Here is a 20299-nt window from a genome sequence, read left to right on the forward strand (position 1 = left end):
TGTTTGATAAATTTAATAAAGTGAAACTTTATCCAATATTGCAAGGCTGTACTGGAAAATAGTGTAGCAGAATCAGATTGTCGAGTCAACCAAGGAGGCACTCATGGAACAGAAATCAGATCACGCCCAAGTCACCGTCAACCCATTCTTAATCTACATCGCGTCCGCTTTAATCGCGCTCGCACTTCAAAAAATCATCCCGCTCCCCTTTTTGGAAAAGACCGCAGCGCAAGGCATCGGCGCACTCCTGATCATGTCCAATCTGATCGCAGGGCTGCCTGCCTTGATCGGCATGATTTCTGTACGCACCTCCCCCAACCCCAACCGCCCCACAACCGCGCTGGTTCTATCAGGTACCTTCCGCATCTCACGCAACCCCATGTACCTTGGTCTCACATTTGTATACTGCGGGGTGGTCACCATCCTTCAACTGCCGTGGGGCTTGATCTTTCTCCCGCTCGTCATCTGGCTGCTCACCATTTGGGTCATCATCCCCGAAGAAAAATATCTGGAAGAAAAATTCGGGACGGAATATCTGAACTACAAATCAAAAGTCCGCCGCTGGATTTAGATCCTTCCACAAAGATAACAGGCTGGATGAAGCGTGATCTTCATCCAGCCTGTTTGTTTTCGGCTCTTTCTTAACTGGGAGCTTTTACCACCCATCGTCCTTTTCATACCCGAGGCGGATTAACAAATCCCCCGCTGCCTCTTTGAAAATTTTCTTATGTCCGTCTGTGAAGTGTTTCTTCCATTCGCCTGTTTTCCCTGAACGGAATGTCGGGGACTTGGTCGGGTTGATGGAGGCTTCGAGGGAGTCGAGGATCAGCTGTCGGGAAGCCCGAAGCGGAAGGCGGCTGAGGAGATGGTCCATGATGCGGGTCAGAGTCGACACCCGGTCTTTAATCAAGTCTTCGAAGTGAATTGTCAACACTTCGGGATGGTCAAGCCAACCGAGATATGGTTCGAAACGTTCGGCAATATTCGGGAATTCTACACCGGCATCGGGTCTACCCAAAATACTAGCCTTAAGCCGCGCGTCGAAGTCGGGGAGTGATTGATAATGCTCATGATGCACATGGCGCAACTCCATGTCGGTGACGTAGTAGACGTGCGAGACGACCACATCGCGCGGGTCGCGGTAGATGAAGTACGGCGCGAATGCAGCGGTGCAAACACGCGCAATCGCCTCGGGGCGGGCAAAGAGATGCGCGGAGGCAACGTCACGCGGATGAAGTGAATCGAGCCAGTCCAACGCCTGCTGCGGGTCGCGTTTTTTACCGCTTTCGCCTTCGTACTCGGCATAGAACGAATGCACGCGTTTGGCATACGGCGCGACGTTTGAGAAGCCAAGCAGGATTTGGTCAAGCAAATGCGTGCCGCTCTTGGGGAAGGAAATGCCGAGCAGAATGGGCAGGTCGGCGGGTTGGGAGGCGTAACGCAGGCGTTGTGTCAGTTTTTCGGTTTGGTACAGAATGGAACGAAGGGATGATTTGATGGACATCGGCTATTGATATTGAAGGAATTATCTTCTATACTCGGGTTGGTTTGAATTATAAAGCATCCATCTACATGTCAAAAAACTCCAAAACCCTTCAGGTTAATACCGCCAGACAGTTCGCTTTTTTACAGCGACTGTCCATGGCGCATGAGCGGGCAGCGAGGTCGTTCGCGAACCTTGATGAAGCATTAATTTGCACCGAACCTATCGCGGGAGGCTGGACGATAAAGGATATGCTCGGTCATGTGGTCACATGGAATGATGAGTTCAGGAAAGCGATTCGGGCGACTCTGCGAAGGGACAATGTGACGGAACGAGAGGTTGATTGGAACGAATGGAATGAGATGAAGATTGCCGAGAAAAGAAACTGGACTTTCGAGCGCATCCGTAACGACCTGAACCGGGATTACCCGGAAGCGGTCGAATTGATCACAAGCCTGCGGCCTCATGAGTTCAGAATATTTGGGGTCAATGACTGGGCATATTCCCCGCCGAAGGAAATGACAAAGGTTCTCCACAGGCAGGTCGAGTCGGTCGAAACGCTCATCATGTATCACTGGCGGCATATGAACCAACACTCCCGCATGATCGAAAAATGGAGGGAAAAGAAGGGTTTGTAGCGAGTGACGATATGCAAAATTCAGGGTTAATTGTTCAATAGAGGATTTCCATTGAAAAATACCATTTTCACCACTCCCATCATCAGCCCGATCTTTCGACTGATCAGTAAAACGATCATGCGCCTGCGCGGATGGCGCGTGGAAGGGACCCTGCCCGACATTCCAAAATTCATCATCATCGGCGCGCCTCACACCTCGAACTGGGACTTTGTCCTGTTCCTCGGCATTATCTTCCACCTGAAAGCGGACGTGCGCTATATGGGCAAGGCGGAGTTGTTCCGCCCGCCGCATGGACCGTTTTTCTATTGGTGCGGCGGCATCCCTGTGGACCGAAAAAAATCGACTGGATTGGTGGAACAAATGGTGGACGCCTGCAACCGCGCCGGGAAGTTTATCCTCGTCATTGCCCCCGAAGGGACGCGCCACCATGTGACGGAGTGGAAGCGCGGCTTTTATCACATCGCCCAAAAAGCGGGCATTCCCATTGTGATGGCGAAAGTGGATGGGAGGAATAAAACCGCCCATGTAGGGGAGGTCTTCCATCTCACTGAGAATACAGAGGCGGATATGCAAACCATTCAGGAGGCGTTTGCAGGGCTGGAGGGGATCAATCCGAGAAGAAAACGGAAGAAGAAATACATCACGCTGGAGGAGTAGGTTCCTTCAGTAAAAAATCTCCGTCTTCCAGCACCCCGTCCAAAATCGCCTTCACTGATTCGGATTTTAGTAACACATCCAACACAAAAGATTTTAAGCGCGTTTGCGTGGTCCTCACGGACGGCTCAAGGAAATCGGCAAACGGAAGCGACGTTCTGAACAACTGATAATACAAAAACCGGCGCGCATTGCGTTTGAACTCAAGCGGGGTATCAATCGCATCCGCCGCCAAGAATTCTTTCATCATTTTCCTTGCTTCTTCCACCGTCTGCGGAAAGAACACAGTTGGGTATTGTGTGAAGCGCGCCTTGCCTGCACACAATACCGCCGCACCCATGATGGACGCCTCCAGACCAATGGTCGAGTTATACACCATCACGAATTTGGATCTTTGAATCAACTCATACGAACTCAGCGTCTCACGCGGACCGACAAAGATGACATTCGACTCCTTGTCCGCGCCGCGGCTTGCCACCCAACCTTCAACCGTCTCCCGGCTGGATTTACGGACGCGCAACTCATCAGGGTGTGCGCGGATAACGAACAAAGTCTCGGGATGCGAGCGGATTTCCTCCAAGACCAGATCCAGCCAATCGAACATATCCTCAAAGACCGTGTTGGCGTGCGGCTGGCTGGTATCGAAAATGACATTCGTAAAGATGGGCACGGTTTGCTTAAATTCAGCCGCTTTTTGCAGGAAGGCGTCGTCCAGCCCCTTCATGTCCGCCCAGAATTTGATGCCCGCCATCGTGAAATCGCCCTGAAAACGCTTTGCAAGATAGGCATCCAGTTTGGCGTTTTGCTCGTCGTTCAATTCAAACTCATCGGGGATGTAAATCGGGTATGCCGTCGCTTCGCCGTCGGTGAAATAGGCGGTGGCAGGCTGCAAACCGACTTCGTGCGTGATGACACGCAGTCCGCGTTTTTGGGCAACGTAGCGCGCTGTCGCTTCAGGGAAGAACTGCCCATTGAACACCACCACCGCCCTCGGCTGGGTCTGATCGAGAAAATTCGAAAACTTCCGCGCCACATTCCACGCGGACAAAATATATTCACGTAAAAGATAGCATGTGTTCTCGTCATCTTCCAAATGGTGGATGCGGAGAATCCAACGCAAGCCGGGCAAACATAACGCGCCGACAGGGATGTCTTGATAGTGGAAAGTGGAAAGTTCGGAGACGGAAAGGGACGAGATACGAGATGCAAGTTCCGCATCACGCTGAAAATCGAACCAATCCACAGCGGTCTGCGGTCCACCGTCCATGGTCATTTCAGGAACGCCCGTGTAAAGCGTTTTCGATTGATAAACACACGACTTGCACGGCATGTCTTTATGAGGATTATCCCGATTCGTGCCCAGCACGCACCTGCTCATACCTGCATTACAAGCAAAATATGCCACAGGGACTCCCTGCAAGCGGAACGCCCACGATGCCAGCAGGTGAAATCCGCTGTTCCAGGAGAGCTCGTCAATGCCCGTGGATGCCTTGAAGAAGACGACTGGCGCAGCGTTTGGTTTTGGTTCTTTACGAGCCACTTCGCGCGCGACAGAGGCGATTCTGATGTGATTGAACCTGCGGACGAGTCCGCGTTTGATGCGCTGGTTGAAGAAGTCCTTCATCCCGCCCTACCAATCGTTATTTTCTTCATAACCGAGTCTGACCAGCAAATCTCCCGCCACGTCTTTGAAAAGTTTCTTGTGCTCTTCATTGAAGTGCTCTTTCCACCCGCCCGTTTTGCCTGAACGAAAGGTGTGACTCTTCCTTGGTTGGATGGCATCCACTAAAATCGATAACGCCTTGTCGCGCGGAGTGGGGATCTGGCAGCCCGTCTTTTCCACTTCATCAAGCATAGCGAGCAGGATTGCGTCGCGGTTGTTGATCAAATCCTCGAAGCGGATGCACATCACGTTCTTTTGCTCCAGCCATGCGAAGACGCCTTCGTAACGCTGCTTCACGCTGACCATCTTCAAACCGTCCCGGCCAATGCCGGTGATCGCCACCTTCAATCTTGCACCGAAATCAGGCAGGGACTTGTAATAGGCGTGCATCCCGTGCTCTTCGTGCATGTCTGTTGCAAAAAAGACCTGCGAGATGAGCATATCTCTTGGGTCGCGGTAAATAAAATAGTTGACGCGTCCAGCCGCGGTTAAGAAAGAGGCGTTTTCGGGTGTGGCATCCACGTATCCCCAGCTGATCACGCCACCTGGCACAGATCTTAAATCTGCAAGAATTTCATCTGCATTCCGCTTTCCGCCATCCTTCCGAATCGTGCGGATTGGATCCGCGTTCACATACCGATAGGGCATGATGCGCGTGAAGCCGTTGAGGATCTGCAGCAACAGGTGCGACCCGCTCTTCGGCTTCGAGTTGCCAAAGATGGGCGGCGCCTCATCAAAAGAAAACCGCTTCCAGCGCAGAATGGCTTGGACGGTCTTCCCATGCGGGCGGAGTACGCGGCGTAGTTTTTGAGCGAAAGACATAAGGAAAATTTACCACAAAGGCACACAAAGGGTCACAAAGGTTTTTGTGTCGTGCGCCTTTGCCTGCACCGTGCAGCAGGCACGCGTGTGATCCTTTGTGGTTGAAAACTACTCGTTCACAACTCGGCGGAGTTTCTTCATCGAACCTTTTTCGGATTCGTACACCTTCTTCACGCCGTCCCCAAGCGACTCCTCGGTCACGCGGATGTATTTGACCAAACGCTCAAACCCGCCGGGTTCCACCGATGCGGCCTGGTCACTGCCCCACATGGCACGGTCAAGCGTAATGTGACGTTCGATGGAAGTTGCACCAAGTGCGATCGCAATTGCAGAGGGGACAAGCCCCACTTCGTGACCAGAATACCCAATCGGGTTGTTCGGAAATTCCCTGCGCAGCGTTTCGATCATCCTGAGATTTAATTCTTCAGGTTCGCATGGATATGTGCTGGTGCAGTGCATGATGACAAGATTCTCTCCGCCGACCGCATTGACGCCTTTGTGAATCTGCTCCATCGTAGACATGCCCGTTGAGATGATGACAGGCTTGCCCGTCTGGCGGACATATTTCAACAGGTCATGGTCGGTAAGAGAGGCAGATGGAACTTTATATGCAGGTGTGTCGAACTTCTCCATGAAATCAACCGACGGCTCATCCCACACGGAAACCATCCAGTCGATCTTCTTTTCCATGCAATAACGGTCGATCTCGCGGTATTGCTCTTCATTGAATTCCACTTTATATCGATAATCCAAATAGGTAATATAACCCCAGGGTGTTTCGCGCATTTGTTTTTGCTGATCAGGCGGTGTGGCGATCTCCGGCGTACGCTTCTGGAATTTGACCGCATCCGCGCCGGCATGCACTGCCGCGTCAATGATTTTCTTCGCAATATCAAGATCACCGTTATGGTTGATACCGATCTCCGCAATGATGTATGCAGGGTGGCCGTCTCCCATCATTCGCTTTCCAAATTTGATTTCACGAGCCATTCCTAATTCTCCTTTTGAGATAATTGCTTCAACACGAGTTCGCACAGTTCACGCACCGCTCCGTGTCCGCCTTTTTTTGTCAACACAAAATCCGCCGCACGGATGACTTCGGGATATGCATCCGCAACCGCCACAGACCAGCCCGCAATCTCGAAGCATGGAAGGTCGTTGAGGTCGTTGCCAACATAGATGACGTTCTCCGCGTTGACCTTTTTCTGATCAAGGACCTCACGCATCACACGGCCTTTGTCCTGCATCCCGATCCCATGAATCGCATCCACCCCCATCTTTTCCGCACGCGCCTTGACAACGGGATTCGGCTCCGAGGAAAGGATCATCACCTCCACGCCCTTCTCGCGCAGGGTCTTGATGTGCATACTGTCGCTTCGCGACGCTGACACGGCCTCCTTGCCGTTCTCGTCGGTCAGCACGAGGTTGTCCGTCACGACGCCATCAAAGTCGCAGATGATCATATCGATGGTCTCAGGCATCAAGCGATGGGGGTTGCCCGGCGAGACCACCTCCAATCCGCCGTAGATAACCGCTTCGTACTTGGCCCAATCGGAGAGGGTATCAATATCCACCGTATACTTCGGGTCGATCACCAGCGGATAGATGACATCACCTGTCAACGATTTCTTGTCCGCAATCGTCGAGGTGCGGATGACGTCAATATGTCCCGTCTGCCAATAGACAGGCGGCAAAACCTGACGCGGGGCATTGTACGGTTCGGGGATGCCTTCCACTTCAAGTAAGGGATTCAACGGTTTGTCTTCGCCATGGAAACGCCACATTTTGAAAGGATTTTGACCCGCAGGGACAACGCCGCGCATGCAATCTGCATCCTTGTGGTTCAGCAAAATGCGTATCGCATCGTCCACCATGGACGTAGGACGTATGGGAGAGGTCGGGCGTAGTTGGACGACAACTTCCGGGCGATATCCCTCCACGTCCTCCAGCCATTTGAGGGCGTGTTCAAAGACCGGTAAATCTGTTGTCTTGTCCTGTGCCAGTTCAACGGGGCGCAGGAAGGGCGCCTCCGCACCCCATTCCCGGGCAACTTCAGCGATCGCCTCATCATCCGTTGAAACAATGATCCGCGTCACCAATTCAGACTGTTTTGCCGCGGCAATGCTCCAGGCAATCAGCGGATAACCCGCAAAACTGCGGATGTTCTTGCGCGGAATGCCTTTCGAGCCGCCGCGGGCGGGAATTAGGGCGAGAATTTCGGTCATATCATCTCCGCAGGGACACAGCGGCGCTGTGTCCCTGCATGATTTACCAAGCCGTCCAACCGCCGTCCACGATGACGTTGTTGCCCGTCATATAGGAGGATGCGTCGGAGGCGAGGAAAAGGAGTGCGCCGTTCATTTCGTCCTTCTCCGCCATCCTGCCCAAAATGGTCTTGGCGGAGTAATTCCTGACGAAGTATTCTTCGTGATTATTGTACACGCCACCGGGCGTGAGCGCATTGACGCGAATCCTGGTCCCGGCATAATAAGCCGCAAGATATTGGGTGAATCCCATTACGCCTGCCTTGGTGGTTGTGTAATACACGGGCTTATACGCAACACGTTTGCCATCTTTGATGTAAATGCGCTGGTCGGGACCGTTAAGTCCGTACGTGGAACAGATGTTGATGATACTGCCTTTTTTGCCCTGCGCGATCATTTGGTTAACGCAAGCCTGCGTGGTCAGGAACATGCCTGTCAGGTTGACGTTGAGTGCGGCATTCCAGTCTTCGAGCGGATAATCCTCAAAGGCGCCGGGCGCGATTCCCTTTGAAGCGGCAGCCGGGTCAAATTTTGGATCGAGCGCGGCGCTATTGACGAGAATGTCGATGCGGCTGAACTGCCTGACGGTTTCAGCGACCAATTCACGGGTCGATTCGAGGCGGGTCACGTCAAGAGGAAATGCCATCGCAGCATAACCAGACTCAGTGAGGCGCATTGCAGTTTGGGCGGCGAGTTCCATATTTAGATCTGCCGCAACAACAGATGCGCCTGCTTCAGCGAGGGTTTTGCAGAATTCAAATCCCAACTGGCCGCCGCCGCCCGTCACAATGGCAACATGGTCCTTCAAGTTGAATTTATCGAATATGGTCATCTTCTTATGCTTCCTCTATGGAAATGCAGTATAAATCTTATCGCCGCGCGTGTCATGTGCGAGATATAAACCATTGGAAATATCCATGTAAACGGATTGGACATCTTCGTCCGCCGCGCCGAACCTGAAGAGCGCCAGGACCGCTTCACCGGAAAGCACGTCCTGTTGGAGTTCGGCAATGCCCTCCTCATAACGCCCGCGCGGAAGCCCAGTGACGGCATCCACGCGATCGGGAAGAACGTAGCCGGCACGACCCGTGTACAAATAAACGGGACCGACTTGATTGCTGTAAATGCGCGCTCCTTCGGGGAGCCCGCGCAGGAATTGCATGGCTTCTGAATCAAACCAGCGGAAGGATGCATATCCCTGGCCGCCTTTGCGGAGTTGGGCCATTGTACCGGACATAGCCTGTACAGAAAGCGTGAAGATACAAAGCGCAAGAACGATTACCGCTGCGCGCCAAAGGGTCTTTTGTTTTTGCCACAGCCAGACGCCGAAGAAGGCCAGCATGATCAACAGGCTGACGAAGACCGGCGCGACGATGCGGAGTTGGAATTTTGTGGCAGCGTCGAACCATGTCATGGTTACGATGAGGGATGAAAGATAGCCGAAGACATACAGGGTGTTGATAAAGGAGAGTACTTCCGTCATCTCGGTGGCCGGCTTGAAGAATTTTTTCAATCCCTTGAGCACCATCCATATAAGTAAAACCGAGACGATGAATATGAGCAGGGCAGCAAAGAAGTTGGGAATCCGCATCAACGCGCGGCGCCACTCTTCAAAGGGCATGAGGAAGACGGAGAAGTTATAGATTCCCATCTGGATGTTTTCAAGGGTGATGGGATGATAGACGACCGTGCGGTTGGTGGCGCTGTCCGCGAGCAGACGGTTGCGGATGCTCCAGGCGAGGGCAAAGGGAATGAAGCCCGCAAGGAAGGTGCCCGCACTGACCAGCCGTTTGTGCCACGTGTCATGGAGAAGGATGAGGGCAACGCCAAACGTGGCGAGCAGGGCAAGACCTGCGTAACGGGTCAGGTAGGCGAAGGCGGTGAGAACAGCAGTGAGAAAGAGCCAGCTGGTTGGGGTGCGGGAGCCTGCTCCTGCGTTTGCATCAACAAGCTGTTGCGTTCCAAAATATCGAGAAAAGGATAAAAATGATGCAAGAGTGAAGAAAATGTACAGCGGTTCGCTCATTGCAGCGGTGTGAACACGGAACAAGGATGCATTCACCAGAAATAAGAAAGCCAGCACGATCCCTGCAATTTGCGATCTGGTCATGCGCCAGCCGATAAGACCAAGCAGGAATATATTCGTGCCAAATAAAAGGGAATTTACAAAGCGCGTGCCGCGCAGGGGGTCAAGTCCGCTGAGGCCGACGAGCGCAAGAACCGATGAAAAGCCGGGGGGGAAATGCGTGACGGGTTTGTTGGAGGCCAGCCAGGCGGCGCGATATCCGTCCCCGCCCAGGATGCTGCGCGCGCCTGCGATATATGCAATCGAGTCATCAGAAAGCGCGAGTCCCTGTGGAGTTGCATAAAGGACGAGAAATGTTCCCAGTCCAGCAAGCAAGCCCAGGATCAGGAGGGAGGCAAGAAAAGATTGGCGCGAAGTCATAAGATTGACGGCAGGCAATGCGGATTGCATGATCCGCATTGCCTGCCATGTATCCGCGAATTATTTTTGCGGCAACAGGAAACCCTGTTCCTCAAGGTAGTTGATGATGATGCGGGCATTGTCTTCGGGAGTGGAGCCGAAACCTTTAAGGGTGATCTCAGGATCGATCGGCGGCTCGTAGGGATCGTCCACACCAGTGAAGCCCATGGGTTTGCCATCCTGCATGGCCTGACGTGCTTTTGCATAGAGACCCTTCACGTCGCGTTCCTCACAGACCTCGACGGGGGTGTCCATATACACTTCGATGAAGTTTTCGCCGACCATCTTGCGGGCTTCGGCACGTGTGGCGCGATAGGGGCTGATTGCCGCACAAACAACGGCACCGCCTGCATGGGTGATCTCGCCGGCGACAAAACCGATGCGCAGGATGTTTGTATCGCGGTCTTCCTTGCTAAAGCCGAGTCCCTTTGAAAGATGCGTGCGGACAACATCCCCATCGAGGACAGCGGTTTCGCGTCCGCGCTCGAGGAGCAGCGTGGTAAGCACCTGCGTGGTGGCTGACTTGCCGGAACCGCTCAAACCGGTGAACCAGATTCCAAATCCCTGCTTGTGGCGCGGGGGATACATCTCACGCAAAATTTCCGCAGTCTCAGGGCGGGTGAACCATTCCGGAAGCAGTTTGCCTTTCGTAAGATATTCATCGCGGACCTGGGTGCCGGAGATATTCGCAACGTTGGCGCCCTTGGGCACATCCTTTTCTTCGACATACCGATCTTCGTCGGGAAGATAGACCAGCGTTTCAAACGGAATCATCTTGACGCCGAGTTCGGCCTCGTACTGTTTCATGATCTCCTGCGCCTCATACGGACCGTAGAACGGCTTGCCCGTGGAATCATTTCCCGGCCCGGCATGATCGCGTCCGACCACGAAGTGGTTTGCACCGTGGTTGCGGCGGATGATGGCGTGCAGCAGGGCCTCCTTGGGTCCTGCCATGCGCATGGCGAGCGGGAGCAGGCTGAGCATGGTGTTTTTCTTGTCGTAATAATTATCCACCAATGCCTTATACGTGCGGACGCGGGTGTAATGGTCCACATCACCGGGCTTGGTCATGCCGACCACAGGATGAATGATGAGCGAGCCATGTACCTGTGCGGCGGCGCGCTTAGTCAGCTCTTCGTGAATACGGTGCAGGGGATTGCGCGTCTGGAAGGCGACGACATTATCATGCCCCATCTTCTCAAGCATCGCGCGAACCTGTGCGGGAGTGTGGCGCAAATTCACAAAGTCATAATACTTGGGAAGATTGACCACCTGCATGGGTCCGGAAATGCAGACCTTGCCCCAGCGTTCGATTTCGGAAACCATCGGGTGCTTGGAGTCGGTTGAGCCGTAGGCAAGCGCAGCCTCCGTGCCGGCATCCCAATGATAAATCTCCTGGAGGGTCATCACTGCGATCAGGTCAAAGTTTGCGCTGCGCAGAGCCAGTTCCTCGCCAACGGTCGGCAGTTCAGCGGGATCAGCCGTGAGTGTGATGGGAAGCGGAAAGAGCGTTCCATCTGCAAGCCGCATTTCCTTCAATACGCGGTCATAGTCGGCTTTTCCCATGAAGGTCGCCAGCGGGGAAAAACCGCCGCTGGCGATCAACTCAAGGTCACACAGGTTGCGCATGGTGATCTTTATCGAGGGAAGCTGCCCGGCACGGGCAAGCAATTCCTCACGTTCCCTGCCTTCCAGGAGCAAGTTCACCAGTTTTCCACCGTAGGGGGGGATCAATTTTGCTTTTGCCATTATTACTCCATTGTATTTAAGAGACTTCGGAAGTCTTTGATTTTCAACAGACGCCATTATACTCCAAAATTCATCCGCTGAATTTTGAAAGGGCAAGTATAATCCCAAAGCTATGAACACGAAGTTTTTGAAAAATGCACTCTTTACCCTGCTCGTTTTTGGGTACATTTATTACTGTTATCGCTACATCGGTGCAACAAGTTTTGTGATCGATGGCCAAACCTATTACGTCCTTTTCGACGACGCCATGATCTCCATGCGCTATGCCTACAACCTTGCACACGGGCTGGGTGCCGTGTGGAATGCAGGCGAACGCGTAGAGGGATTCACCAATCCGCTTTGGGTGGGGATCATGTCAATCGTGCATTTCTTCCCGATTGGATTAAACGAGACGGGACTCTACATCCAGATCCTCGGCGCTTCGCTCCTGATCTTGAACCTGTTTTTCGTACGGAAGATCATCGAACATTTTACCGATGACCCGCTCGCGATGCTTTCTGCTGTTGCATTGACCGCATTCTACGCTCCGCTCAACTCGTTCGGCTTGCTCGGCATGGAGGTGAGTCTGCTCACAGCCATCGTCAGCACGACGGTGTGGATGGCATTGAAAAGCGAACACCGTTTCAATATTTGGATCTACAGCCTGCTTGCAATCTCCACCCTCGTCCGCCTTGACATGGCACTGCCGTATCTTGTCATCCTTTCCGTTTTGTTCTTCACACAAAATGAAAACCGCAAACGACACCTTGTCTGGGGACTCGGCTTGCTCATCCTGTTCCTCGGCGCACAGACACTTGCCCGCTATTCCTATTACGGCGAATGGCTTCCGAATACCTATTATCTGAAAGTGGAAGGCTGGAACAATACGCTCAAAATCCTGCGCGGATTATACGCCCTGGTCCAGTTCGTTTATTTCTCGAATTGGGTGCTGATGTTCCTGCCGCTCACCCTCTTTCTCTTCCGCCGTGATTGGAAAGTGACGTTGCTCGCACTTATCCTGCTGGTGCAGATCGCCTACTCGGTATACGTCGGTGGAGATGCATGGGAACATCACGGCGGTGCAAACCGCTATATCGTCATTGCCATGCCATTGTTCTTCGCCGCGTTCAGTTGGTCGGTGGTGGAACTGCTCAAAAGGGCGGTGGTATTTTTAAACACAAAGGACACGAAGGGTCACGAAGGCTTTGTGTTTGAGGCTGGCCGGAGGGCAGTCTTCGTCATCGTATTCGCTTTTTCCCTCCTGAATTTCAATGCCCTGATCGGCGAATGGAAATCCATCGAACGTTGGAACCTGTCCCGCCGCCCCGATTATGTGGCCGGTAATGACCGCAACCTGCAAATCGCAATCTCGCTCGAACAAGTAACCAGGCCCGGCGCATCTGTCGCAGTCATTGGCGCAGGCACCATCCCATATCTTCTGCCAGACCATTACGCCATTGACATCCTCGGCAAGGCAGATCCTTACATCGCGCATCAGAACGTCCGCACGCCAATGGGCATCCCTGACATTCCGAACATGCGCCCCGGACACATGAAGTGGGATTACGCCCACACCTTTGGGGAACTCAAACCGGATGTGATCGTATCCATCTGGGCGGGGACAGGCGGGGAAGCCGCCCCCTACCTTGAAGAATATGTGTACGCAGCGATCGCCCCCGCAATAAAAGTTTATCTGCGCAGCGACTCATCGAACATCCTGTGGGATAAAATAAACCAATAAAATACGGCGGTCTGCCCGCCGTATTTTGCTTAATCCAGTTGCACCAAATGCCCCGCCTTTTGAGATTCATGCACCGCCATGATGACCTTCATCACTTGAATTCCATCTTCCAGCGTGCAGGAGGGTTCTGCTTTGCCGTTGACAACACCCACAAAATGCTTCGTCTGTTCCTGGAACATGACGTTACGCTCCCACGTCGCCGGAAGCGGATACACATCCCAATCTTTTTTCTCCGGTCGGTAGATTCGCGCTGCGCCGTCGGCTACATTCCACTTGATCGTGCCATTCGTACCGATGATGCGGAATTCATGCTCGGGCGGCTGTTGGTTGTAATCAAGATGCAGGCTGCCCAACGCGCCATCCTCAAAACGCAGACCGATCTTCGCGGTGTCGTCCGCAGTGACTTCGAGGTCGCTGAGTTTGTCAGTAAACCCCCACACGGCTTCAACCCTTTTACCAACGAGCCACGGCAGGTAATCCAGCGAGTGACATTGCGTTGCCACCACACCGCCGCCCATGTCCGCGCGTGCGGCGTACCCCTTGCGGTAATCCTCCCACGGATGCCATGCCGGCAGATATTCGCCGAAATGGACATGTGCCGACACCACACGCCCGATCTCCCCGTTTTCAACCAATTGTTTTGTCTTCACCATCCCGGGGTGAAAGCGGAATTGGAATGCAACCAGCACCCTCGACCCGCTCTTTTCAACAGCAGATTGCAGGATATCCAATCGCTCCATCGAGTGGGAGATGGGCTTCTCCAGCAAAATGGCGCAGCCCGCCTTGGCAGCGGGGATGGCGACATCCAAATGCAAGGAGGTCGGGTTTGAGATGATGACGGCATCGGGCTTGTGTTTTTTCAACGCCTCTGTCAGATCGGTTGCGACAGGGTAGCCCGCAAGTTCGTCATCGGGCAGGGTCGCCTTGTGCGTGCGGTAGAGGATGATGTCCGTTTCGCCGAGGGCGACCAAATTCCGCATGTGACGACGTCCCACGGATCCGAGTCCAGTAATTAGGTATTTCATTTTTCACCAGTACAAATCTTTTTCATAATTCCATTTGATCAACATTTCACCCGCAATTTCTTTAAAGATGTGCTTGTCTTTATCCGTGAACAAACGCTGCCAGTTGCCAGCCTGTCCTTTTGGGAGGAAGGATGCGATACCTTCGTTACGCTGCGCCTGCCACTGCTCATCGGGGTTGGATGACATTTCGGTTTGAATCTGCTTCTCAAGCGATGTATTTATTTTCTTCACACCTAAAAACTTCCACAGTTTTGTCATTTCTTCAAACGGAGTTTTGAGAAGGTCTTCGTAGCGAAGGGAATGATAATACTCACCATATAGTTGATTCGCTTCGGCATCGGTCTCAGTCAGGTCGTTGACCCAACGCGAGGCGATGTTGCGGATGAAGGTTTCGGTGAAGATCGAGCGGCGGCCGTCGCCGAAGGGAACAGGATCTGTTTTCAGGTCCGAAATGATGCGTTTGTCTTCGGCGGTCAGAAATTTGGATTCTTCGACAAAGTTGCGGAAGCGTTCCGAGATCAACACATCCCGCCCATCACGGACGATGTTGATGATCCTCGCATCGGGATATAACGCCTGCATGTCCCGCACGACCTGGCCATGGATCACGCTGGAGGGACTCTTGTCGCCGACGATGTGCTTGCCCTCGCGGGCGGCGTCTCGCTCCATGATGAAGTCGGCGGCGGCACGCAGGACGAGCGGCGAGAGGTCGCGCCCGTGATTCCAACGGTTGGATTTGCGCGTCAGCCACTCTTCGATCTCGGCGGAATCCACAAGAGCTTTCAACAGCGGTTTGCGCGTGAAGAAGTGCGCCTGATAATTGCAGTGGACTTCGGGATGCAGGCGCGCGAGGCGCATGAGCAGGGTCGTCCCCGAGCGGGCATGCCCGAGGATGAAGAACTTGTCGCGCGGGAAGAACTGCTTGATCTCCGCCACTTCTTCGGGCGCGATGGCAGGGATGGGATTGCGGTTTTTCTTTTTTATTTCGCCTTTAAGCAAAATACGGGCGGCAGACTTTAAGCGGGAAAGCATGAGGGGTTGGGTCTCCAGATTATTTCTTCCAGTTTAACATGAGAAGCCCGAAGAGGCAGACAAAAATCCCCGCAATATTGATCCAGGTAAGTTTATCCTTGAAAACCAGAATTGCCACAGGGACGAGGATCAGGGATGCAACCACATTGACCAGTACCGCAGCAATTCCCAAATTCCAGCCTGAGCGATAAACCAGCAGAAAGCCGAATTCGATGCCGACGATGGCGATGGCGAGTCCGATGCTTGCCCAGTTGAGTTGTTTGAGGTCGGAGACGATGTTTGTGGTTGGGTAGAAAAAGAAACCGAACAGGGTGACCGCAAACGCGACGGCGTATGTCACCAATAACGAGACGGTGAAGTTGATGTTGTGCGGCGTGCTCTTGGCGACAAAATGGTAAAACGCACTGGAGGCAATCGCGAGGCTGATGGAGAAGTAGAAGAGGAACATGGGGCGGTTTTCATTCATGACATGGCTGGTAATCGGAATCAGAGAGCCTCTTCAGGGCTATTTGAACTCTATCCTTTCCTTCGTGATCACGACATGATAGATCAGGCTGGGATCTGTGAGACACAGAAGGGAGGAACCGGATTTTGCAACGGACGGCTCTTTTGCCGTCACCCAGCCGTAACCCCAATAGCATCCTGCCAGCACCTTTGTGGATGAGACTGTCGAATTGCCAAGCGTGTATGAATAGGTCACACATTCATTTCTATCGTTTGGGGTATTCATTCCAAACGCAAGATTGAGGCTGCCTCCCGATTGATTCTCGAACTCGACAGTGACCAGCGTCCCTTGCGGCTCAACAGGAGGGACTTGATTGCATGGATCGATTGTCGGTCCGGCTGCCAGCGTGGCAGGCGCGAGGGTCGGGATCGGCTGCAGGGTCGGTGGCGGGGTGAAGGTCGGTTCGGCCGTAAAGCTGGGCGGAATGGACGTCGCTGTAGGAAGCGCCGCCTGTGTTTGAGTAATGGAAATCCACGCAGCCGCCATGGCCGTATTTGCGATATCTTCGGCGCTTATGGCCGGCTCAGCAGATCCACAGGCGGACAGGACCGTGATGACGAGGATGGAAAGGAAGGTTACATAATTCTTATGCATTTTTTCTCCAAGGCGGTATTTTTATCACGAAGTTTCACGAAGGCACACAAAGGTTTCTATCGCGCTTGATCTATGTTCCCAACACCTTCAAAATAAATTCCGCCGTCCGCCTGCCAGAGGTTGCATCTGTGAAGGTGATTTCGTTTTCGATGAATTTGCGCCTCTCAGCAGAATCGACACATCGGTCTTGCAGATACATGTTCAGCGCTTCGAACAATTCTTTTTCATTTTTGGCTACACGACCCGCTTTTGCTTGGCGGAAACGTTTGTGCGTTGGCCAGTCACCGATCTCTTTGAGGGAGAGTGAGAATTTATTCGGCTCGCCGTCTCGTAGTGACTTGTCGCTACTCGCGGCGCGAACGGTATTCCACCCGCCAGGGACATCGATTGTCGCGGCGATCATTGGGGTATCGTGGACGGCGGTCTCGACCAGCATCGTCGAATAGACGGTCACCACCACATCCGAATACGCCATCATGGACGATTTCTCGTCCATGTCTTCGCCGCCGTAGTAGCCGAGCGATCCGCCCAACGCGACAGGCTGGACAACATGCACATTGGGATATATTTTCTCCAACTCAAAAACTTTCGCGCGCTCATCTGCAAAGATCTTCGGTTTGTCTTGAAAATGACTCGGGTGCAAGCGGATCAACAATTGCGAAGGCTCTGCCAGTGAATCAGATGACACCAATTTCGCCAGCGCTTCGATGTTCGGGAAGTTCGGCGCAAAGTGGACAAAACTGCTGGCGTACGAGATCAACTTGCGTTTGGGGTCAAGATTGTGCAGTTTGAAATATTCATCACGCGGCATGAGCCACTGCTCCCGGAAGTATCCGTCATATGAGGGGATGCCGCCCACATGCACATGTTCGGGGTTCCAATCCGAACCTTTGACAAGTTCTTCTTTTTGCAACTCAGACCAACACGTCGCCCACTGCACATCCGCGCCACTGACGTTGTACGACGATGAATTGTCCCAGCCCACGATGACGGTCATGTTTGGGATTCCGCGTCGGGCGGATTCGCGCAGGAGATAACGGTCCATGCGCCAGCCGGGGGTCGAGGCGATGACCATGTCGGGTTGGTATTTTTCAAAGAGGTCAGTGTACAAGCCCGGGGTAGGCGTGAAGCGGTTCTGCAGCCGAATCAAAAACTTGCGGGCGAAGGAAAAATTCCGCAGGAGGAGAATCATCAGCGCGGAGGGAATCCAAATGCCCACACGGAATTTCCAGCCGTTCTCCGCCCAGACTTCCCAGATGTGGCTGTCCATGGCTTCGGTGTTGATGCGGCGCGAACCGCCGACGCGGCGCAGGTAGCCGAGCAGCCACTGGATTCTTGGTTGAACTTTTTTTGCATATTCGTTCGCTTGTTTGAGGCGCAGAGCTTCGAAAGTGAGACCTGGGCGCGCGAAACGCTGGGCGATTTTTTCTTTGGTGTCATCATCGGTAAGCACGACGATTTCAACGCCCGCATCGAGAAGCGCCGGGACAACGTCGCTTTGCAGAAAGTAAATGATTGCCATGCCGTGGTCGGCGGAGATGAAGATGCGTTTGGTCATTTAGTCAGGTGGACGTATAGTCAAATGGTCGGATAGTCAAAGGAAAGAATCGCGCAGGAATAGAGCCAACAGGCTACTCTTATGAATAATACCAACTGAAGATCTTGTTATACACCGCCAACAACATCTTCTTAATGGGTGGCAACTCCAACACTCGTTTACCCAAACCTGTTTTCTTCTTCCCCCTATCTCTTTTCCCCAACTCCCCGCGCAAATACCCCAGCGTATTGGACATATTCATCGCCAGCGGATCGGAAACCATCAGGCGCAGCAAGCCTGCGTCGTTCATGCGCTTATCCAACTGGCGGACTTGTCCCATCGGCTTCTCCATGTCAAAGGGCAGGAACTGCTGGAGCGTGGATTTGTACGCTGTGAACTGCCAATGCGATGCGCCGGCCATCGCAATTACGCCTTTATAGACTATTCTCCAGTCTCTCGTCTCTGCATATACTTTTATATTCTCTTCATCGGTCTGCCCGAGCGAGAGATTGAATTCAAGGAAGGTTTCCCACGGGATGAATTGACCTTCTTCAAGTGTGGCGTTTTCCTTCGCCCATTTGACAGTCGATTCATAAAACTCAGGCGGTGTGCGGAAGGGACGCGCTGTCACCATGCCGGCGTTTGGGAAGGTTTCGAGTATTTCCACGGAACGCGAAAGCCAATTCGGGGAAAACAGAACATCCGCATCAGTATAGGCGATGATGTTGCCGGGCGCGCCCGCCAGCATCACATTCCACGCGCCGCCCTTGCCCATGTTCTTTTCGGAGAGGATCAAATACTGAATGCGTCCCTCTTCTTTTTCATTCACAAGATACTCGCGCACTTCGGTGCACGAACCGTTATCGAAGACCATCAAGTCGAATGGCAGCCCCGCATCCTTACGCATGGACTCAAGCGATACTTTCAACACATCCAGTGTCTCGGCGTAGAATCCGCTTAGGAAGGGGATGTAGTTCAACAAAGCAACCGTGACGCGCTCAGGCTTGGCTACAGATTTCGCAGTCTTGGCGGGGTTTTGACCTTTTCGCATTTTAACCATACTCCGGTGGTTGAGACGCAAGCAGTCGAAACCACCACTTATTTGAAAACTTTATGTTTGATTGAAATTGCTGGTTTCGATATGTGACGCGACGAACACGCGTCTCTACTCAACCAGCGGGATTATTTTAAAATCCTTTTAATTCTTTTCTGCCAGCGCTTTGGTCTGGCAATATTCTCGATCACATTCTCAGGCAAAAAGAAAAATAGCGCACGAAGAAACAACTCAACCTTACGTGTAAAACGCGCGGATGACATCTTCGGGCGGATAAGTTTATCACCAACCAATTGATGCGTCGCGTCCAAAATCGTGTAACGGATGTTCGCCTGCCCGCCTGCGAGGCGGATGTTCTCGTTGGTTTCAGGGTGTTCGTAATGCGGCTTACCATTGGGCAAATGGGAATAGTCATGGTTTTGATGCACGACCATAATGGATGGCGTACAGTCAATGACCGCCCAGCCTTCCTTACGCGCCTTGTAGATCATCCAATTATCCCAGCCTGCTCTTCCAATCGTAAAATCAGGAATATCCATATAACAGGATTTCGGGAAAAGGAAGAAATCGCTTCCTGCGGGACGGTGAAGCTGATTCTGTTTTCTGACAGATTCCCTCAGCATCGACTCCCACCCCATGGTGAAATCCATTGCAGTTGTGATGTCATAATCCCAACGCTGGCTAAGCAGTACAAATTTATCCTTCAACTTCACAGTCTGTTTCGCCGCTTCGACAAAATCGGGCACGAGGACCATGTCCGCGTTGACGATGCAGAGTAATTCGCTTTGGCTATTTTCACGCGCCAGCTGAAACATGGACGAGATCAGCGGCGTGCCAGATTCATTACACGCCACGTTGGGGATGTGTTTCACGCCGAATTTGCGCGCAACTTCAGCGAGACCTGTCTCTTCGCCGAGCAGAATGACTTCGACATCAGGCAGCAAGGTCCACGATTTGATGGCGTTGAACTGGATCATCGCGATGTGCGGATCGGTGAAGGGCTTTGGGGCGGAGAATAAGGTTAGTAGAGGCATAATTTCATTAGAGCTCATGTCATTGCGAGGGCCAAGCCCG

General features: G+C 52.9%; 19 protein-coding genes. 4 read left to right on the forward strand and 15 right to left on the reverse strand.

The window, feature by feature from the left end; all coding sequences use genetic code 11:
• The first annotated feature begins 103 nt into the window (after positions 1 to 103).
• The gene (locus tag QY332_00685) at positions 104 to 571 is read left to right on the forward strand and encodes an isoprenylcysteine carboxylmethyltransferase family protein (GenBank protein WKZ36438.1); all 468 of its coding nucleotides are present in this window, start codon (positions 104 to 106) and stop codon (positions 569 to 571) included.
• Positions 572 to 655: 84 nt separating this feature from the next.
• Here the strand turns inward: QY332_00685 and QY332_00690 are convergent, their stop codons facing one another.
• Positions 656 to 1504 carry a sulfotransferase domain-containing protein gene (locus QY332_00690; protein WKZ36439.1) on the reverse strand — a complete coding sequence of 283 codons (849 nt, stop codon included), beginning with the start codon at positions 1502 to 1504 and terminating at the stop codon, positions 656 to 658.
• Between the two features lie 68 nt (positions 1505 to 1572).
• Here QY332_00690 and QY332_00695 point away from each other — a divergent pair, with 68 nt between their 5' ends.
• Together QY332_00695 and QY332_00700 are read left to right on the forward strand one after the other, a co-directional pair.
• Entirely contained in the window at positions 1573 to 2121 is a 549-nt protein-coding gene (locus tag QY332_00695; protein WKZ36440.1) for a DinB family protein, read from the forward strand.
• Between the two features lie 51 nt (positions 2122 to 2172).
• The gene (locus tag QY332_00700; protein ID WKZ36441.1) at positions 2173 to 2778 is read left to right on the forward strand and encodes a lysophospholipid acyltransferase family protein; all 606 of its coding nucleotides are present in this window, start codon (positions 2173 to 2175) and stop codon (positions 2776 to 2778) included.
• On the opposite strand, the gene QY332_00705 is transcribed toward QY332_00700, so the two are convergent.
• The 7 genes from QY332_00705 to QY332_00735 form a co-directional block, all read right to left on the reverse strand.
• Entirely contained in the window at positions 2762 to 4399 is a 1638-nt protein-coding gene (locus QY332_00705) for a hypothetical protein (protein ID WKZ36442.1), read from the reverse strand. The two genes, QY332_00700 and QY332_00705, sit on opposite strands and share 17 nt — an antisense overlap.
• A gap of 6 nt (positions 4400 to 4405) precedes the next feature.
• Positions 4406 to 5260: a sulfotransferase domain-containing protein gene (locus tag QY332_00710; protein ID WKZ36443.1), complete on the reverse strand. Its 855-nt coding sequence runs from the start codon at positions 5258 to 5260 to the stop codon at positions 4406 to 4408.
• 108 nt (positions 5261 to 5368) lie between these two features.
• Positions 5369 to 6250: an N-acetylneuraminate synthase family protein gene (locus tag QY332_00715; GenBank protein WKZ36444.1), complete on the reverse strand. Its 882-nt coding sequence runs from the start codon at positions 6248 to 6250 to the stop codon at positions 5369 to 5371.
• Positions 6251 to 6252: 2 nt separating this feature from the next.
• On the reverse strand, positions 6253 to 7485 hold the full coding sequence (locus QY332_00720) for an acylneuraminate cytidylyltransferase (protein ID WKZ36445.1): 1233 nt from the start codon (positions 7483 to 7485) through the stop codon (positions 6253 to 6255).
• A gap of 43 nt (positions 7486 to 7528) precedes the next feature.
• Complete coding sequence (locus QY332_00725; GenBank protein ID WKZ36446.1) at positions 7529 to 8356, reverse strand: SDR family oxidoreductase; 828 nt, start codon at positions 8354 to 8356, stop codon at positions 7529 to 7531.
• A 15-nt stretch (positions 8357 to 8371) separates the two neighbouring features.
• Positions 8372 to 10000: a phospholipid carrier-dependent glycosyltransferase gene (locus QY332_00730; protein WKZ36447.1), complete on the reverse strand. Its 1629-nt coding sequence runs from the start codon at positions 9998 to 10000 to the stop codon at positions 8372 to 8374.
• 30 nt (positions 10001 to 10030) lie between these two features.
• A complete protein-coding gene (locus QY332_00735) occupies positions 10031 to 11758 on the reverse strand; it encodes a bifunctional sulfate adenylyltransferase/adenylylsulfate kinase (GenBank protein ID WKZ36448.1) in 1728 nt (575 codons plus the stop codon).
• Between the two features lie 112 nt (positions 11759 to 11870).
• On the opposite strand from QY332_00735, the gene QY332_00740 reads away from it, so the two are divergent.
• Positions 11871 to 13478, forward strand: coding sequence for a hypothetical protein (locus QY332_00740; protein ID WKZ36449.1), 1608 nt, complete (start codon positions 11871 to 11873; stop codon positions 13476 to 13478).
• A 29-nt stretch (positions 13479 to 13507) separates the two neighbouring features.
• On the opposite strand, the gene QY332_00745 is transcribed toward QY332_00740, so the two are convergent.
• The 7 genes from QY332_00745 to QY332_00775 all read right to left on the reverse strand — a co-directional run bounded on the left by QY332_00745 (position 13508) and on the right by QY332_00775 (position 20259).
• Positions 13508 to 14503, reverse strand: coding sequence for a Gfo/Idh/MocA family oxidoreductase (locus QY332_00745; GenBank protein WKZ36450.1), 996 nt, complete (start codon positions 14501 to 14503; stop codon positions 13508 to 13510).
• Positions 14504 to 14506: 3 nt separating this feature from the next.
• The gene (locus tag QY332_00750; protein ID WKZ36451.1) at positions 14507 to 15535 is read right to left on the reverse strand and encodes a sulfotransferase; all 1029 of its coding nucleotides are present in this window, start codon (positions 15533 to 15535) and stop codon (positions 14507 to 14509) included.
• A gap of 19 nt (positions 15536 to 15554) precedes the next feature.
• The gene (locus QY332_00755) at positions 15555 to 16001 is read right to left on the reverse strand and encodes a hypothetical protein (protein ID WKZ36452.1); all 447 of its coding nucleotides are present in this window, start codon (positions 15999 to 16001) and stop codon (positions 15555 to 15557) included.
• Between the two features lie 39 nt (positions 16002 to 16040).
• Positions 16041 to 16634 (reverse strand): hypothetical protein, encoded by a 594-nt coding sequence (locus QY332_00760; protein ID WKZ36453.1) that lies wholly within the window; start codon positions 16632 to 16634, stop codon positions 16041 to 16043.
• Between the two features lie 70 nt (positions 16635 to 16704).
• Positions 16705 to 18192, reverse strand: a complete 1488-nt coding sequence (locus QY332_00765) for a hypothetical protein (GenBank protein ID WKZ36454.1) — start codon at positions 18190 to 18192, stop codon at positions 16705 to 16707.
• 79 nt (positions 18193 to 18271) lie between these two features.
• Positions 18272 to 19222 (reverse strand): glycosyltransferase family A protein, encoded by a 951-nt coding sequence (locus QY332_00770; GenBank protein ID WKZ36455.1) that lies wholly within the window; start codon positions 19220 to 19222, stop codon positions 18272 to 18274.
• 131 nt (positions 19223 to 19353) lie between these two features.
• On the reverse strand, positions 19354 to 20259 hold the full coding sequence (locus QY332_00775) for a glycosyltransferase family A protein (GenBank protein ID WKZ36456.1): 906 nt from the start codon (positions 20257 to 20259) through the stop codon (positions 19354 to 19356).
• Positions 20260 to 20299: the final 40 nt, after the last annotated feature.

It is taken from the genome of Anaerolineales bacterium, from assembly GCA_030583885.1.
Taxonomy (GTDB): domain Bacteria; phylum Chloroflexota; class Anaerolineae; order Anaerolineales; family Villigracilaceae; genus Villigracilis.